General features: G+C 29.1%; 18 protein-coding genes. 8 read left to right on the top strand and 10 right to left on the bottom strand.

Going from position 1 to position 17,183, the window contains the following annotated elements:
* The 10 genes from VK071_04940 to dnaA all read right to left on the bottom strand — a co-directional run.
* Positions 1-780: SigB/SigF/SigG family RNA polymerase sigma factor (locus VK071_04940; protein HLR34661.1), on the bottom strand; the 780-nt coding region annotated here is incomplete at its 3' end.
* Entirely contained in the window at positions 773-1,138 is a 366-nt protein-coding gene (locus VK071_04935; protein HLR34660.1) for an ATP-binding protein, read from the bottom strand. The genes VK071_04940 and VK071_04935, both read right to left, overlap by 8 nt.
* Positions 1,139-1,143: 5 nt before the next feature.
* Positions 1,144-1,461, bottom strand: a complete 318-nt coding sequence (locus VK071_04930) for an STAS domain-containing protein (GenBank protein ID HLR34659.1) — start codon at positions 1,459-1,461, stop codon at positions 1,144-1,146.
* Between the two features lie 97 nt (positions 1,462-1,558).
* The gene (gene gyrA / locus VK071_04925) at positions 1,559-3,985 is read right to left on the bottom strand and encodes a DNA gyrase subunit A (GenBank protein HLR34658.1); all 2,427 of its coding nucleotides are present in this window, start codon (positions 3,983-3,985) and stop codon (positions 1,559-1,561) included.
* A 12-nt stretch (positions 3,986-3,997) separates the two neighbouring features.
* Positions 3,998-5,908 (bottom strand): DNA topoisomerase (ATP-hydrolyzing) subunit B, encoded by a 1,911-nt coding sequence (gene gyrB / locus VK071_04920; protein ID HLR34657.1) that lies wholly within the window; start codon positions 5,906-5,908, stop codon positions 3,998-4,000.
* Between the two features lie 33 nt (positions 5,909-5,941).
* Positions 5,942-6,175: an extracellular matrix/biofilm biosynthesis regulator RemA family protein gene (locus VK071_04915; GenBank protein ID HLR34656.1), complete on the bottom strand. Its 234-nt coding sequence runs from the start codon at positions 6,173-6,175 to the stop codon at positions 5,942-5,944.
* A 1-nt stretch (position 6,176) separates the two neighbouring features.
* Positions 6,177-7,286: a DNA replication/repair protein RecF gene (gene recF, locus VK071_04910; protein ID HLR34655.1), complete on the bottom strand. Its 1,110-nt coding sequence runs from the start codon at positions 7,284-7,286 to the stop codon at positions 6,177-6,179.
* 33 nt (positions 7,287-7,319) lie between these two features.
* Positions 7,320-7,529 (bottom strand): RNA-binding S4 domain-containing protein, encoded by a 210-nt coding sequence (locus tag VK071_04905; GenBank protein HLR34654.1) that lies wholly within the window; start codon positions 7,527-7,529, stop codon positions 7,320-7,322.
* 13 nt (positions 7,530-7,542) lie between these two features.
* Entirely contained in the window at positions 7,543-8,649 is a 1,107-nt protein-coding gene (dnaN, locus tag VK071_04900; protein HLR34653.1) for a DNA polymerase III subunit beta, read from the bottom strand.
* A gap of 245 nt (positions 8,650-8,894) precedes the next feature.
* Positions 8,895-10,241 carry a chromosomal replication initiator protein DnaA gene (gene dnaA / locus VK071_04895; protein HLR34652.1) on the bottom strand — a complete coding sequence of 449 codons (1,347 nt, stop codon included), beginning with the start codon at positions 10,239-10,241 and terminating at the stop codon, positions 8,895-8,897.
* A 569-nt stretch (positions 10,242-10,810) separates the two neighbouring features.
* Here dnaA and rpmH point away from each other — a divergent pair.
* The 8 genes from rpmH to rsmG are packed head-to-tail and all read left to right on the top strand — an operon-like array spanning position 10,811 to position 16,990.
* Entirely contained in the window at positions 10,811-10,945 is a 135-nt protein-coding gene (gene rpmH / locus VK071_04890) for a 50S ribosomal protein L34 (GenBank protein HLR34651.1), read from the top strand.
* Positions 10,946-10,990: 45 nt separating this feature from the next.
* On the top strand, positions 10,991-11,332 hold the full coding sequence (gene rnpA / locus VK071_04885; GenBank protein ID HLR34650.1) for a ribonuclease P protein component: 342 nt from the start codon (positions 10,991-10,993) through the stop codon (positions 11,330-11,332).
* Positions 11,333-11,337: 5 nt separating this feature from the next.
* On the top strand, positions 11,338-11,553 hold the full coding sequence (gene yidD / locus VK071_04880) for a membrane protein insertion efficiency factor YidD (GenBank protein ID HLR34649.1): 216 nt from the start codon (positions 11,338-11,340) through the stop codon (positions 11,551-11,553).
* 13 nt (positions 11,554-11,566) lie between these two features.
* The gene (locus VK071_04875; protein HLR34648.1) at positions 11,567-12,286 is read left to right on the top strand and encodes a YidC/Oxa1 family membrane protein insertase; all 720 of its coding nucleotides are present in this window, start codon (positions 11,567-11,569) and stop codon (positions 12,284-12,286) included.
* A 1-nt stretch (position 12,287) separates the two neighbouring features.
* Entirely contained in the window at positions 12,288-12,914 is a 627-nt protein-coding gene (jag, locus tag VK071_04870) for an RNA-binding cell elongation regulator Jag/EloR (GenBank protein HLR34647.1), read from the top strand.
* A gap of 51 nt (positions 12,915-12,965) precedes the next feature.
* Positions 12,966-14,345, top strand: a complete 1,380-nt coding sequence (mnmE, locus tag VK071_04865) for a tRNA uridine-5-carboxymethylaminomethyl(34) synthesis GTPase MnmE (GenBank protein HLR34646.1) — start codon at positions 12,966-12,968, stop codon at positions 14,343-14,345.
* A 19-nt stretch (positions 14,346-14,364) separates the two neighbouring features.
* Positions 14,365-16,257, top strand: coding sequence for a tRNA uridine-5-carboxymethylaminomethyl(34) synthesis enzyme MnmG (gene mnmG, locus VK071_04860; GenBank protein HLR34645.1), 1,893 nt, complete (start codon positions 14,365-14,367; stop codon positions 16,255-16,257).
* 16 nt (positions 16,258-16,273) lie between these two features.
* Positions 16,274-16,990, top strand: coding sequence for a 16S rRNA (guanine(527)-N(7))-methyltransferase RsmG (gene rsmG / locus VK071_04855; GenBank protein HLR34644.1), 717 nt, complete (start codon positions 16,274-16,276; stop codon positions 16,988-16,990).
* Positions 16,991-17,183: the final 193 nt, after the last annotated feature.

Here is a 17,183-nt window from a genome sequence, read left to right as displayed (position 1 = left end):
TTTTTTCAATTCTTTTTGTATTTTTTCAATTACTCTTTTCTCCATTCTTGATACAGTCATTTGAGATATGCCCAATTCTTCAGCTATAGATACTTGAGTTTTTAAATTAAAATATCTATCTATAAGTATTTTTTTCTCCATATCATTTAGATCTTTTGTTCCTTTTATTAAAAGATCTTTATTTTCAATCCTATCAAAATGTTCATCTTCTACACCTATTAAATCTGATAAATTTACATCCTTATCATCAGTACTTGAATCATAAGTTAAATCTAAAGATTGAGGAGTATAAACTTTACTTGCTTCCATAGCTTCTAATATCTCTTCTGGAGTACTCTTTAAATATTCTGCTATATCGTCTACTGTAGGGGCATGTTGTAATTTTTGATTAAGATGTATTTTTGCATTATTAATTTTTTTAGATAGTTCTTGTATTCTTCTTGGTACCCTTATAGTCCAGCCTTTATCTCTAAAATGTTTCTTTATTTCCCCTATAATAGTAGGTGTTGCAAAGCTAGAAAACTTATAGCCCTTATCTATATCAAATCTATCAACAGCATAAATAAGTCCTATAGAAGCAACTTGAAAAATATCATCATAATCAATTCCTCTATTTACATATTTTTTTGAAAGTATTTCAGCTATATACAAGTTTTTTTCAATAAGCAATTCCCTAATATCATTATCTTGAGTCTCTTTATATATTTTAAACAAAGTTTCATTATCTAATTTCTCATAGTTTATATTTTCTTTATCTTTATAATGAACCTGTTTATTCATCAATACCATCCTCTATATTTTTAATCATTTTAATACCTTTTTTTGAAAAATAAACTTCATCCATTAGGGACTTTATAATTAATATACCCAATTCTTTTTCTTTTTCATTTTCCTCTATATCTTCTATAACATCTTGAACTTCCATTATAAATTTATCTTTCTCTATTTTATAATTTATATATAGCTCGTCCTTCTTACCAAGTGCATTAGTACAGGCCTCAGCAATAGCCACTTTAACATCTTCTATTCCTTCAATATCTAATCCTATATTGTTTGCAATAGCAGATGTTGTTAATCTAACAACTCCTACATAGTCTGGCTTACTGGGTAATACCAATTTTATAACTTCATTATTCATTTTTTTCACTCCTTGATTATAAATACCTTATCTAAACCAGTAATATCAAACAACTTTTTAATATTTGGTTTTATGTCAGTCATAATAATGTCATGTTCCATTTCCTTTGTATTTTTCAATATACTTATTAAAACTCCTAATCCTGTACTATCTAGATAATTAAGGTTTTCTCCTTTTATCATTATGTCACCTTTTTTATCTTTCAACGCATTAGTTAAGACTTCTTTAAACTTTGGTGAAGTGTAGATATCTACTTCTCCCTTAGGTTCTATTATCCAAGTTTTTTTCCCTTCATCAAAATTAATTTTCATATCTAAAGCCACAATTTTCCACCCCCTCAAGATTAAATATAATATAATTTATATACATTCTATAATAAGACCATTTCAAAGTAAAGAATAAGCATACTCTAGAGTATGCTTATTCTTCTTCCACATATTTTGCCACTGCCATTACCTTATCATCATCATTTATTCTCATTAATTTTACTCCTTGAGTACTTCTACCCATTTCAGATATACCCTTTACCTTTAATCTAATTATAACACTAGCTAAGGATATAATCATTATTTCATCTTCTTTAGATATAACTTTAGCAGATACTAAATTACCAGTTTTTTCTCTAATATTATAGGTTTTAACTCCCTTTCCGCCTCTATTTTGAACCTTATATTTTTTCATAGGAGTTCTCTTACCATAACCTTTTTCGCTTATTACTACTAAATAATCATCTTTTTTTACAAGATCCATAGATACTACATTATCATCTTTATTTAATGTAATAGCCTTAACTCCTCTAGCGGCTCTACCAATAATCCTTACATCTTTTTCATGGAATCTAATGGCCATTCCATTTTTAGTTATTACTATAATTTCTTTATTTCCATCAGTTTTTCTTACATCTATTAATTCATCATCCTCATCTAAATTAATAGCTATTATACCTGTTTTTCTTATATTATGATATTCATCAAGAGAAGTTTTTTTAATGGTACCTTCTTTAGTCATAAATACTAAATTATTCTTATCATGATAGGTTTTAATAGGTATTACTGCATTTACTTTTTCATCTCCACTAATATTTAATAAGTTAATTATAGCTGTTCCTCTAGCTTGCCTTCCACCTTCAGGTATTTCATAACCCTTTAGAGCATATACTTTCCCAGTATTAGTAAAGAAGAGTATTGTATCATGAGTTGATGTAATAAATAAATCTTGTACAAAATCTTCATCTCTAGTAGTCAATGCCGTAATTCCTCTACCACCTCTATTTTGAGCTCTATAGGTGTTTTCTGGCATTCTTTTAATATATCCAAGATGAGTTAAAGTTATTATTACATCTTCTTCTTCTATCATATCTTCTATATCTATTTCATCATCTGCTGGCATTATTGCACTTCTTCTATCATCACCGTACTTTTCTTTTATTTCTAATAGTTCATCTTTTATTATTTTGTATATTAATTGTTCATTACCAAGTATCTCTTTATATCTAGCTATTTCTTTTATAAGCTTTCCATATTCCTCATCAATTTTGTCTCTTTCTAAACCAGTAAGCCTTCTAAGTCTCATGTCTAATATAGCTTGAGATTGTTTATCTGTAAGCCCAAAACTTTTCATAAGTTTTTCTTTTGCTAATTTTTCATCTTTAGAATTTCTAATTATATTAATTACCTCGTCAATATGATCTAAAGCTATTCTTAACCCCTCTAAAATATGGGCCCTTTGTTCTGCCTTATTTAAATCAAATTGAGTTCTTTTTATAATAATATTTTTTTGATGGTTTAAATAATGAGTTAGTATTTCTTTTAAATTTAGTATTTTAGGTTCATCGTCTACTAATGCAAGCATTATAACCCCAAAAGTTACTTCAAGTTGTGTTTGCTTATATAATTTATTTAGCACAACACGAGGGTTTGAATCCCTTTTTATTTCTATAACCATTCTCATACCTTTTCTATCAGATTCATCCCTAAGATCGGAAATACCCTCTATCTTTTTATCTCTTACCAACTCAGCTATTTTTGTAATCAATCTAGCTTTATTTACCTGATAAGGCAGCTCTGTTACTATTATCCTATTTCTTCCTCTATTCATTTGCTCGATTTCGGCTTTAGCTCTTATTTTTATTTTTCCTCTTCCAGTTTTGTAAGCGGAATTTATTCCTTCTAACCCCATAATTAAAGCTGCTGTTGGAAAATCTGGACCTTTAATAGATTTCATTAGCCCATCTATATCTACATCTGGATTATCAATAAGCATAACTAATCCATCAACTACCTCACCTAAATTATGAGGAGGAATATTTGTGGCCATACCTACTGCTATACCAGAAGAACCATTAACTAAAAGGTTTGGAAATCTACTTGGAAGAACTACAGGTTCTTTTAATGATTCATCAAAATTTGGTCTATAATCTATTGTGTCTTTATTTATATCTCTAAGCATTTCTATAGACATTTTAGTCATTTTTACTTCTGTATAACGCATGGCCGCTGGACTATCACCATCTACTGAACCAAAGTTACCATGACCATCTACTAGGGTATATCTAGTATTAAAATCTTGAGCAAGTCTTACCATAGCATCATAGACTGAAGTATCTGAATGTGGATGATATTTACCTAATACATCTCCTACTACTCTTGCAGATTTTCTATACTGTTTATTAGGAGAAAGACCTAGTTCATTCATAGCATAAAGGATTCTTCTATGAACAGGCTTTAATCCATCTCTTACATCAGGAAGGGCTCTACTTACTATAACACTCATTGCATAATCTAAATAAGACTTTTTCATCTCTTCTTCTATATTTACATTTATTACTTTTTCTGTTTCTTTGTCCATATTTTACCCTCCTTAAACATCTAAATTCTTAACTAATTTAGCATTTTTTTGTATAAATTCTCGTCTAGGTTTAACTTTATCTCCCATTAAAGTAGTAAATATTTCATCTGCAGCCATAGCATCTTCTATACTTACTTTTAATAAAGTTCTAGTACTAGGATCCATAGTTGTCTCCCATAATTGCTCTGGATTCATTTCCCCGAGCCCTTTATATCTTTGTATTGAATAATTAGAATCACCTATATCTTTAACAATTTCTTCAAGTTCATTATCACTATAAACATAATGTTCAGCTCTTCCTTTTGATATTTTATATAAAGGAGGTTGAGCAATATATATATGTCCATTTTCTAAAAGTTCTTTCGTATACCTGTAGAAAAATGTTAATAATAAAGTTCTAATGTGAGCCCCATCTACGTCGGCGTCTGTCATTATAATTATTTTTCCATATCTTAGTTTACTAATATCAAATTCACTACCTATTCCAACACCAAAAGCTGTAATCATTGCCTTTATCTCTTCAAATCCCAATATTCTATCTAATCTAGCTTTTTCAACATTCATTATTTTTCCTTTTAAAGGCAATATAGCTTGATATTCTCTTTCTCTTCCCTGCTTAGCACTACCTCCAGCTGAATCCCCTTCAACTATGAATATTTCCGTTATTTTAGAGTCATTAGATTGACAATCTGCTAATTTACCTGGAAGAGTAGTATTATCTAAGATACTTCTTTTTCTAGATATTTCTCTTGCCTTTCTTGCTGCTTCCCTTGCCCTTGAAGCTTGTAAAGCTTTTTCTATAATTATTCTAGCTGGATTAGGATTTTCTTCTAAAAACTTATCTAATTCTTCTGAAACCAAGGAATCTACAATACTTCTTACTTCGCTATTTCCTAATTTTGTTTTGGTTTGTCCTTCAAATTGTGGTTCTAAAAGCTTTACTGATAGTATTGCTGTTAACCCTTCTCTAATGTCATCTCCCTGAAAATTATCCTCTTTTTCTTTTAAAAAATTGTTTCTTCTAGAATAATCATTTATAGTTCTTGTAAGTGCTGATCTAAATCCACTTAAATGAGTTCCACCCTCCTGAGTATTTATATTGTTAGCAAAGGTAAAAACATTTTCTGCATAAGAATCTGTATATTGCATTGCAACTTCAACGGATGTACCTTCTTTTTCTATTTCAAAATAAACTATTTCTTTATGAATAGGGGTTTTATTTCTATTTACATATTCTACAAAGGCTTTAATTCCTCCTTCATAATGAAATTCCTCTTTTTCCCTATGTCTTTTATCTTCTAATATTATTTTTATACCTTTATTTAAAAAAGCCATTTCCCTAAGTCTATGCTCTAATGTTTCAAAATTAAATATAATATCCTCAAAAATTTCATCATCTGGTTTAAAGCTAATGGTAGTACCAGTATCTTTTGTAGTTCCAACAACTTCTAATTCAGTTTCTGGTATACCTTTTTTAAACTTTTGTACATATTTTTTACCATCTCTTTTAACTTCAGCTATTAACCAGCCTGAAAGAGCATTTACTACAGATACACCTACTCCGTGAAGCCCTCCAGAAACTTTATAAGCTCCAGCATCAAATTTTCCACCTGCATGAAGTATAGTCAACACAGTTTCTACTGTTGATTTTCCTGTTTGAGGATGAATACCTACTGGAATACCACTTCCGTTATCTTTTACCGTCACAGAATTATCTTTATTTATAATAATAGATATAGTATCACATTCACCAGCCAAAGCTTCATCTATACTATTATCCACTACTTCATATACCAAATGGTGAAGACCCTTTGGTCCTGTACTACCTATGTACATACCAGGTCTTTTTCTAACTGGTTCTAGTCCTGTCAATACTTGAATTTGATCTACTGAATATTCCCTTTTGCTATTTTTATTAGTCATTTATTTCCCTCCATTACAGTTAAATTCTTAGAATTAATAACTTCTCCTTACAAGTGTTTTAGAAGAAATTTTTGACTTATATATTTTGTTTTTAGAAGTTATGATATAAGTTCTAATGTTTTTATCTTCCCTGTTGACATCAATTCTTTCTCCCATAAATTCTAATAGGTTTTTAGTGTCCTCAGATTTTAGAGAAGCTTTAGCATCAATTATTGCCACTATTTCTTTTTTAGGTATCAAATTATTTTCTCCAATGTGTAAAAACATATTATATATCCCCTTTTTCATATACATCTCCATTATTTATATAAAATATCTTTTTCTTTATATCTTCCATTTCCTCTATTTCAATCACATCTGTGGAGGTTACTATGGTTTGTAAATTACTAAAATTATTTATTAAATACTTTCTTCTATCTTCATCTAATTCGGATAGTACATCATCAAGAAGTAATATAGGATATTCACCTTTTTCTTTTTTTATAAGTTCAACTTCTGCTAATTTAATCGACAAAACAGCGGTCCTTTGCTGACCTTGTGAAGCAAAGGACCTAGTGTCAAGATCATTAATAAGAATTTTAATATCATCCCTATGAGGCCCTATTCCTGTAGTACCTTTAAATAAATCCCTTTTTCTATTTTGTTTTAGTCTATATAAAAAATCTTTTTCAATTATATCTTTTACATTTTTTGTTTCAGTTACATTTGTAATATAATTTAATGTTAAATCTTCCATATTATTAGTCAGTTTTTTATGAACTAAATTTGATACATAAGAAAGATCATTTATAAATTTATTTCGTTCAATAATAATTTCAGTTCCTATATTTGCTAGTTGAAAATCAAAAATATCCAAAAGTTGTCCATTATTTTTTTTAGATTTTAATAAATTATTCCGTTGAAAAAGTATTTTATTGTATCTACTAATATTATATTCATACAAAGGCTTTATTTGAATAATCTCCATGTCTAAAAAATTTCTCCTTACAAAAGGTCCATCTTTTATTAGCCTTAAATCTTCTGGAGAAAAAATAACAACATTTAGACCGCTGTGTAATCTTTTGTGCTTTTCTAACTCAACTTTATTTATTCTAATTATTTTTGTTTTATTTCTGTCTAATTTAATTTCTATTAATTTTTCCTTGTTCTGGGATTTTAATAATGCTCCAATATAACTTACATTTTTATTAAAATTAATTATATCTTTGTCGGAATTTGTCTTAAAAGATTTTCCTGTAGAACAAAAATATATAGATTCTAGTAAATTAGTCTTTCCTTGAGCATTCTTTCCTATGAATAAATTAACACCTTTATTTAGTTGAATATTTAAACTACCATAGTTTCTAAAATTTATAAGCCTAAGATTTTTAACATACAATAAAAGCACCTCACAAAATAAAAGCTCCATCTATCATATCACAATATACTCTCCTATGCCTAATATCTCTATCTTATCATCTTTTCTTACTTTTTTACCCCTTTCCGTGGCTATTTTGCCGTTTACCTTAATATTTCCATTTTTAATAATTATCTTTCCTTCACCGCCAGTTTCAACTACCCCAATATATTTTAAAAACTGGTCTAATTTAATATATTCTGTTTCTATTTTTATTTTTTTCATAAATATCCTTTCCTTAATAATCTTCTTGTGCCAATCTTACTGGTAATACTAAATAAGTGTAGTTATCTACACCAGCTGGTTTAATAATACAAGGATTTAAACTTCCCATAAAGTATAATTCTAATTCCTCAGAATCAATAACCTTAATACCATCTAAAATATATCTAGAATTAAAAGCAATATTCAAATCTTCACCTTCTAAATCTACCAACAACTCTTCATATACATTTCCAATTTCAGAATTAGATTTAATTACAATCTTATCATTAGATATGTTTAATTTTACTAAATTTGCTTTTTCTTCTCTTGCCAGTAAAGATGCTCTCCCTAAACTATCTTGTAATAATTTTTTATCTACTATAAGTTTTGTTTTATGATCATTTCGGATAATATCTCTATAATTTAAAAATTGTCCTTCTAATAGTCTTGAGAAAACTAATGTTTCACCTATGTCAAAAATAATATGACCAGGAGCTAATGTAATTTTTAAATCTTCTTCATCATCTTCAAGAATTTTAGTTAACTCGTTTAAGGTTCTACTTGGAATAACTATTTTTACATCCTCTGATGATTCAATATTTATGTTTCTTAAAGCTAATCTATAACCATCTAAAGCTACAAAAGAAACTTGACCTTTTACAATTTCCAGAAGTACTCCAGTTAAAATAGGTCTAGTTTCATCTTGAGTAGTTGCAAAAACTGTTTGTCTTATAGATTCTTTAAATAAATCTCTGGGTATATTAAAACTAAGCTTATCTATTAACGTAGGTAACTCTGGAAATTCATTAGCTGGATTACCTACTAAATTAAATTCAGTATTTTCACAAACTATATTAATATTATTATCTACTACTTTTATATCAATAGGAGCATTAGGTAACATCCTAACAATGTCCCTAAAAATTTTGGAATTTACTACAATAGAACCTTCCTCCAATATATCTGCTTTTACATAAGTTTCTATTCCTATGTCTAAATCAGTACCTGTTAATTTAATTTTATCATTTTTCGTCTCAATTAATATACCATCTAATATTGGTAAAGTTGTTTTTGAAGAAATTCCCTTTTGTACTATATTTGTTCCTTTTGATAAATCTCTTTGTTCTACTTGTATTCTCAATTGAAAATGACCTCCTTAATTTTGCTATATAGAAAGATAGAAGGATATATATAGTAGTAATAGTAATAGGGGGTGTTTATATGTGGATAACCCTATCTAGTAGCTGAATTTGTAAAGTTATTGGATTTAATAACTTGTGTATAATAAAATAATAACTATCATTTTTATCCACACTAATCAACAGAACTGACATTCTTTAAAATGTCAACAGTTTATTAACAGCCTTATTAACAGATTTTTGTTGATTATTCCCCTTTAATTTCTTTTATTACAGATTCAATTTTACCACTAAAATCTTCACTTTCTTCCATTTCTTTAGATATTTTATCACATGCATGTATAACGGTAGTGTGATCTCTACCTCCAAATTCATCTCCTATCTTAGGTAAAGATAAATCTGTTAATTCTCTAGTTAAATACATAGCAATTTGTCTCGGAAAGGCTATAGCCCTTGTCCTTTTTTTTGAATTGAAATCTTCTAATTTAATATCATAATGCTCAGTAATTATTTTTTTAATAAGATCTACAGTAATTTCTTTAGGTTTGTTATTGGCAATAATATCTTTTAATGCTTCTTCAGCTAGTTCTACCGTTACTTCTTTATTAGTCAAAGAAGAATAGGCTACTATGCGAATGAGAGCACCTTCCAGTTCTCTAATATTAGATTGTATTTTAGTTGCTATATAGTGCATCACATCATTGGGAACGCTTATATTTTCCACACTTGCTTTTTTTCTAAGAATAGCAATTCTTGTTTCTAAATCTGGAGCTTGTATATCAGCTAAAAGCCCCCATTCAAATCTGGATCTTAATCTATCTTCTAAAGTAGGAATTTCTTTAGGGGGTCTATCACTAGATATAATAATTTGTTTATTTGCTTCATGTAATGAATTAAATGTGTGAAAAAACTCTTCCTGAGTCCTTTCTTTACCAGCTATAAACTGAATATCATCTATTAATAGGACGTCAATATTTCTATATTTGTTTCTAAATTCATCATTTCTGTCATCTCTTATTGAGTTAATTAGTTCATTTGTAAATTTCTCAGAAGAAACATAAACAACCTTTGATTTAATATTTTGATTTAGAACATAATGAGCTATTGCATGCATTAAATGAGTTTTTCCTAACCCTACACCTCCATATATAAATAAGGGATTGTAAGCTTGTGCAGGGGCTTCTGCAACAGCTAAAGATGCTGCGTGAGCAAAACGATTACTGTTTCCAATAACAAAAGTATCAAATGTATATTTTGGGTTTAGTTGAGATCTTTGCTTCATATCTGAATTTTCAACGTTTTGTTGTTGTTTATTATCAATATTATTAGTAGCTATTGAATTTTCGCCGGGTATAGTAAAACTAATATCGTAATTTTTATTAGTTGCTTGCTTTATAGCGTTTTTTATTAGATTTAGATACCTGCCTTCTAAAATGCTTTTAGTAAAATCATTTGGAACTGCAAGCAATATGTCATCATTTTCCATAGATAATGGTTCAATGGGTTTTAACCATGTATTAAAACTTACTTCTGTAAGTTCAACTTTTATTAATTTTAATGTATTATTCCAAATATCTTCTAAGTTAGAAACCATATTTTAATCCTCCTATTTAGTTAGAAATTATAACCATAATAAAAAAGTTTATAACGTAAAAGCTAATTATCAACATAATTATCCACAGAATAATTTAAAAAGCATAAAAATATTTTTATAATAAATAAATTGGATTTTGTGGATATTATATTGACATTTTGTTAATAATTGAGGAAAAACGAATAAAAATAATATTACCCACAATTATTATGATATATTAAATGTGGATAATAACCTTGAAGTTAAGAGGGTGTTACTATATTTTAAAAACTGGAATCAATAGTTATGCACAAGATATCCACACTTTGTGTATAACCTAATAGAAGGATAGTTTTTTATGTAAATATCCACACCCTATTTTATATTATCAAAATCTAACACAATTATCAACAGTTTTATCCACAATATTAAAATTTGTGATTAATTTTACTGTGGATAGCATTAGTTTAAAATTCTTGACATAAATAGTTGCTACAATTATAATCAATAGTAGTATTTATGTTTTCTTTGGGAAAACTATAATTATAATAGATATCTATTGTTTGAATTTTTAAGGAGGTGTACAAGTAATGAAAAGAACTTATCAACCAAAAAAAAGAAAAAGAAGTAAAAATCATGGGTTTAGAAGTAGAATGAAAACTAAGTCCGGAAGAGAAGTTATTAAGAGAAGAAGAAGGAAAGGCAGAAAGAAATTATCAGCATAAGGCCGCAGAAGTGGCCTTTTTATAGTAATACTAAGGAGTATTCCCATGGATAAAAGATATAGACTTAGAAAAAACAGTGAATTTCAAAAAATCTATAAAAGAGGTAAAAATTACTGGAATAAATATGTAGTTTTATATACTATGAAAAATGGACAAAATTATACAAGGGTGGGCTTTTCTTTAACGAAAAAATATGGAAATAGTGTAGAAAGAAATAGAATTCGGAGACAGATGAAAGAAATTTACAGATTGAATAGTAATAGGGTAGTAGGAGGATATGACTTAATTTTCATTCCAAAAATAAGAACAAAAGGTGCTACTTATGAAGAGATTGAAGATGCAATGCTTGGATTGCTAAAAAGAAGTCATCTACTAAGGACTAGGTGAGTTGAATGTCGAAAATAGTTATACTTTTAATAAAATTTTATCAAAAGTATATTTCAAAATATATTCTTGTAGGAAGACATTGTCGATTTTATCCAACTTGCTCCCAGTACTCTATAGAAGCTTATAGTAAGTATGGTTTTTTTAAAGGAAGTTACCTAACAGTAAAAAGAATAGTCCGATGTAATCCATTTAATCCTGGAGGATATGATCCACTTGAATGATAGGGGGTTAATTATGTCAAAGTTATTTGCCAAACCATTAGGGGCTCTACTGAAATTTGTATTCGATATGATATCTAAGGCTGGTGGTGGTGTAGAGCCAGAAATTATTTCGTTTTATGCTATAGCAATAATTCTTACTACTATAATATTTAAACTTATATTATTGCCATTAGGTTTAGCACAAAGTAAGTCTACAAGAAAAATGCAAGAGATCCAACCTAAGTTAAAAGAAATACAGGAAAAATATAAAAATGATCCGCAAACACAACAAGCTAAGACAATGGAACTTTATAAAGAAAATAATATGAACCCTTTCGGTTCATGTTTAATAATGCTTGTTCAATTACCTATACTTTTCGGTTTTTTTCGTGTAATGAGAGAGCCAATTGAATACGTTTTTAAAAGTGAAGCAGCTTATGCAGCCATAAGTAAAACTTTTCTCTGGATTAAAAATTTAGAACAGCCAGACCCATATTTATGGGGGTTACCATTATTAGCTGGAGTTACAACGTTTTTACAAAGTAAATTAATGACTGCAGAAACTGCTACCGATCCAAAAGCGGGAAGCACCCAAAGAACTATGAATATTATGTTACCTTTTATGATATTTTGGGCGGCAAGAAGTTTTCCAGCAGGATTAGCTTTATATTGGGTAATCGGAAATACATTCCAGATAGTCCAATCGTTGATTACTAATAGGTCTTTGGGCAAGATTAAGGAGGATTTAGATTAATATGAGGTCTGTAGTAAAAACTGCTAAAACTGTAGAAGAAGCTATTAGAGAAGGATTGAGGGAGCTTGGTGCAGATAAGGACGACGTTACTACTGAAATTTTAGAAGAGCCAAGTAAAGGAATTTTTGGATTTATTGGGACTAAAGAAGCAAAGGTAAAAATAACAGTTGTTAATGACCCAGTGAAAATAGCAAAAAGCTTTATAGATGAACTTTTAAATAAGATGGATATTGAAGGCACTAGCATGGTAAAAAAAGAAGGCTCTATATTGCATGTAGAAATAACGGATATAGTTTCATCAGATACAGGAATAGTAATAGGAAGAAGAGGGAATACTATAGATGCTATCCAATATCTTTTAAGTTTAGTTGTAAATAAAGATAGGGAAAATTATATAAAAACTATAGTTGATGTTAAAGGATATAGGGAAAGAAGAGAAGAAACCTTAATAAGATTAGCAAACAAAATGGCACGTAAAGCTAAAAGTAGTAATAGGCCTGTTAAATTAGAGCCTATGAACCCTTATGAAAGAAGGATTATTCATTCTGCCCTTCAGGACGAAGAAAATATTAAAACTTATAGTGAAGGAAAAGAGCCTTATAGGAAAATTGTCATAGAATTAAGATAATCTAAACCCAGTGAAAACTGGGTTTGTCTTATCTAGAAGGGGTGATAAGTAATGAGTGATACAATTGCTGCTATATCTTCTGCAGTAGGAGAAGCTGGAATTGGAATAGTTAGAATGAGTGGGCCAAAGTCCTCAGAGATAGTAAAAAAAATATTTAAGAGAAAAAATAATAAAAAAATTGAAAATATAGAAAATAGAAAATTAAACTATGGCTATATTATAAGGCCAGAAGATAGCAAAATAGTAGATGAAGTGTTAATGGTATATATGGAGGCCCCTCATACTTATACAAGGGAAGATATAGTTGAAATATATTGTCATGGTGGAATTATTTCGGTTACTAATATACTAGAAATAATTCTAAACAATGATGCTAGGTTAGCTGATGCTGGAGAGTTTACTAAAAGGGCATTTTTAAATGGTAGACTAGATCTGTCTCAAGCAGAAGCAGTTATAGATATCATTAAAGCAAAAACAAATAAAAGCTATGAATTGTCTTTAAATCAATTAGAAGGTGGATTGTCTTCTAAAATACAAGATATCCAAAATGTTTTGTTGGATATGATAGCCCATGTAGAGGTTTCAATTGATTTTTCTGATGAGGATATTGAGGAAGTAACTTATGAAGAATTAGATGAAAAGGCTAATATTGTATTAGGAGATATTGAACAATTGATAAGTACGGCTGATAAAGGTAAAATATTAAGGGAAGGATTAAATACTGTTATTCTTGGAAAACCTAATGTAGGAAAATCTTCTTTTTTAAACTCTATACTGAGAGAGAATAGGGCAATAGTTACTGATATTCCAGGAACCACTAGAGATATTATTGAAGAATATGCTAATATTGATGGAATTCCATTAAAGCTTATTGATACTGCTGGAATTAGATATACTGAAGATTTAGTAGAAAAAATGGGTGTAGATAGAGCCAAGAAAGAAGTTGAAAGGGCAGATTTAATTATTGCAATCTTTGATAGTTCTGTAGAACTTTCTAAGGAAGATTATGATATATTAGAGATTGTTAAGGATAAAAATGCTATAATCTTATTAAACAAAACTGATTTACCTCCAAAATACACTAAAGAAGATTTAGAACAATTTGTATCTGAGAAAATTATTATTAATACCTCTATTACTAAGGATGAAGGAATAGGGGAAGTAGAAAAGGCTATTAAAAATATATTTTATTCTGGTGAAGTAGAACTTAAAGATGATACTATAGTTTCCAATGTTAGACATAAAAATCAACTTGTAAAAGCTAAAACTAATATAGAGGATTCTATAGTAGGAATAAATAGTAATTTACCTTTAGACTGTATAGAAGTAGATTTAAGAAGTTGTTGGGAGAACTTAGGAGAAATATCAGGTTCTACAGTTTCAGAAGATGTATTAGATAAAATATTTTCTGAATTTTGCATTGGAAAATAAAATATGAGGAAGGTGGTGGATGGTGAAAGAAATGCAAAAATTTGTCGCAGGAAAATATGATGTAATAGTTGTGGGAACAGGACATGCAGGTTGTGAAGCAGGTTTGGCCAGTGCAAGAATGGGAATGAAAACTTTAATGCTTGCAATAAGTCTTGAATCTGTTGCAGCTATGCCATGTAACCCTAATATTGGGGGTACTGGAAAAGGACATTTAGTAAGGGAAATAGATGCTTTAGGTGGGGAGATGGCTTTAAATATCGATAAGTCTTTTATCCAAAGTAGAATGTTAAATACCTCTAAAGGACCTGCAGTTCATTCTTTAAGAGTTCAAGCTGATAAGAAGAAATATCATAAGGAAATGAAAAAAACTTTAGAAAATGAGGAAAATTTAAATTTACGTCAAGGTGAAGTTGTAGATTTAGTAGTGGAAGATGGTAAGGTAAAAGGGGTTATAACTAGAACAGGAGCTGTATTTTATGGGAAGGCTATTATATTAGCTACAGGAACTTATTTAAGAGGTAGAATATTTATAGGTGAGGTTAACTACTCTAGTGGGCCTGAAGGATTATCTCCTGCTAATATATTATCCGAATCCTTAGAAAAAATAGGAATTAAATTAAGACGATTTAAGACTGGGACTCCTGCTAGGGTTCATAAAGATAGCTTAGATTTTTCTAAGATGGAATTACAGCCAGGAGATGAAGAAGTAATTCCCTTTTCTTTTTTAAATATAGGAAAGGATTTTAACTTTGAACAAAAACCTTGTCATTTGACTTATACAACTGAAAAGACCCATGAAATAATTAGAAATAATTTACACAGAGCATCAATGTATTCTGGTGATATTAAAGGAGTTGGGCCAAGATATTGTCCTTCAATAGAAGATAAAATAGTGCGATTTGCTGATAAGGATAGACATCAGATATTTATAGAACCAGAAGGATTAGATACAAAAGAAATGTATGTACAAGGAGGAAGTAGTACTCTTCCCGAAGAAGTACAATTGGAAATGTATCGTACTATTATAGGTCTTGAGAAAGTAGAGTTTATGAGAATTGCCCATGCAATAGAATATGATTGTATAGACCCAACAATCCTTAAGACTACTCTTGAACATAATAGTATAGAAAATTTATATTATGCTGGACAAATAAATGGATCCTCTGGTTATGAAGAAGCTGCTGCACAGGGACTAATGGCGGGAATTAATGCAGTATTAAAGATAAAAGGAGAAAAACCATTTATTTTAGACAGATCTGAGGCTTATATAGGTGTATTAATAGATGATTTAGTGACAAAAGGTACAAATGAACCTTATAGAATGATGACTTCAAGAGCAGAATACAGGTTAACCTTAAGACAAGATAATGCAGATTTACGACTGACCGAAAAAGGTTATAAAATAGGTCTTGTTAGTGAAGAAAGATATAAAAAAATGTTAGTAAAAAAAGAATTAGTTGAAGGGGAACTTAGTAGGCTTAGAGAAGTAAAAATAACACCGAAACCAGAAGTAAATGATTTACTTGAGAAATGGAAGACATCTAGTTTAAAAACCACATCTAGTTTATATGAATTAATAAAAAGACCAGAACTAAATTATGAGTTACTTAAGGTCTTAGATGAAAGCAGGCCAAGTCTACCAAGAGAAATAAAGTTGCAAGTAGAAACTCATATAAAATATGAAGGATATATAAGAAAACAAATGGCTCAAATAGAACAGTTTAAAAAGTTAGAAGAAAAGAAACTATCTACTGATTTTGATTACAGTAAGGTTAAAGGGATGAGAATTGAAGCAGTGCAAAAATTAAATAATATTAAACCAGACTCTATAGGTCAAGCATCACGAATATCGGGGGTTTCCCCAGCAGATATTAATGTATTGTTAATACATTTAGAAAAATTAAAAAGATAATTAAGGGGTGATAAAAATGTATAATGTTGATACTTTAATAGAAGGTGTAGATGAGTTAAACTTATCTATAAGTAATGATGAAATTGAGAAGTTTATAATATATAAAAAACTATTGAAAGAATGGAATGAAAAGATTAATATAACAGCAATAACTAGAGATGAAGAAATAGATATTAAACATTTTTTAGATAGCTTAACCCCTTTGTCTACTAAATTATTTGATGATAGTATTAAGATTATTGATGTAGGTACGGGAGGAGGATTTCCAGGAATCCCTTTAAAAATACTAGAAAATGATATAAAATTAGTACTATTAGATAGTTTAAATAAAAGGATAAAGTTTTTAAATGAGGTTATAAATCAATTAAATTTAAAGGATGTTAAAACTTTTCACGGTAGGGCGGAGGATTTTGGAAAAGATCCTGTATATAGAGAAAAGTTTGATATTAGTATTTCAAGAGCAGTAGCATCATTAAATATTTTAAGTGAGTATTGCCTACCTTTTGTTAAGATTGGTGGCTATTTTATTGCTATGAAAGGTTCTAGTATAGATGAGGAAGTAGATGAGGCAGTTAATGCTATTGAAACATTGGGTGGAAGAATTGAGGAAAAACAATTTATTACTCTGCCTAATAGTAATATAGAGCATAGTTTGATAATAATTAAAAAGATTAAACCAACTCCAAAAAAATATCCGAGAATGGCAGGCAGTCCTAAGAGAATGCCGTTGTAAAATAAGGGAAAATGTCGAACGATTTTTTTAGAAAAATGAAGGAAGGTTAGGTTATTTATAGAAGTATTATTATAACGAACATCGGAAGAGGGATGGGGAAATGAAAAATGCACAGACAGAAATTAAATATATTCCTATTGAATTTATAAGACCAAATCCTTATCAACCTAGAAAAAGTTTTAATAAAAAGGCA

The organism is Tissierellales bacterium, assembly GCA_035301805.1.
Taxonomy (GTDB): Bacteria; Bacillota; Clostridia; order Tissierellales; family DATGTQ01; genus DATGTQ01.
This window is presented reverse-complemented; position numbering and strand designations above follow the sequence as displayed.

Excerpts from the sequence above, each read along its gene's own strand:
- gyrA (HLR34658.1), bottom strand. The coding sequence starts at position 3,985 with ATGGACAAAGAAACAGAAAAAGTAATAAATGTAAATATAGAAGAAGAG.
- VK071_04875 (HLR34648.1), top strand. The coding sequence starts at position 11,567 with ATGTCAAAGTTATTTGCCAAACCATTAGGGGCTCTACTGAAATTTGTA.
- mnmG (HLR34645.1), top strand. The coding sequence starts at position 14,365 with ATGGTGAAAGAAATGCAAAAATTTGTCGCAGGAAAATATGATGTAATA.
- rsmG (HLR34644.1), top strand. The coding sequence starts at position 16,274 with ATGTATAATGTTGATACTTTAATAGAAGGTGTAGATGAGTTAAACTTA.
- gyrB (HLR34657.1), bottom strand. The coding sequence starts at position 5,908 with ATGACTAATAAAAATAGCAAAAGGGAATATTCAGTAGATCAAATTCAA.
- VK071_04935 (HLR34660.1), bottom strand. The coding sequence starts at position 1,138 with ATGAATAATGAAGTTATAAAATTGGTATTACCCAGTAAGCCAGACTAT.
- VK071_04905 (HLR34654.1), bottom strand. The coding sequence starts at position 7,529 with ATGAAAAAAATAAAAATAGAAACAGAATATATTAAATTAGACCAGTTT.
- jag (HLR34647.1), top strand. The coding sequence starts at position 12,288 with ATGAGGTCTGTAGTAAAAACTGCTAAAACTGTAGAAGAAGCTATTAGA.
- yidD (HLR34649.1), top strand. The coding sequence starts at position 11,338 with ATGTCGAAAATAGTTATACTTTTAATAAAATTTTATCAAAAGTATATT.
- rpmH (HLR34651.1), top strand. The coding sequence starts at position 10,811 with ATGAAAAGAACTTATCAACCAAAAAAAAGAAAAAGAAGTAAAAATCAT.
- mnmE (HLR34646.1), top strand. The coding sequence starts at position 12,966 with ATGAGTGATACAATTGCTGCTATATCTTCTGCAGTAGGAGAAGCTGGA.
- dnaA (HLR34652.1), bottom strand. The coding sequence starts at position 10,241 with ATGGTTTCTAACTTAGAAGATATTTGGAATAATACATTAAAATTAATA.
- VK071_04915 (HLR34656.1), bottom strand. The coding sequence starts at position 6,175 with ATGTTTTTACACATTGGAGAAAATAATTTGATACCTAAAAAAGAAATA.
- rnpA (HLR34650.1), top strand. The coding sequence starts at position 10,991 with ATGGATAAAAGATATAGACTTAGAAAAAACAGTGAATTTCAAAAAATC.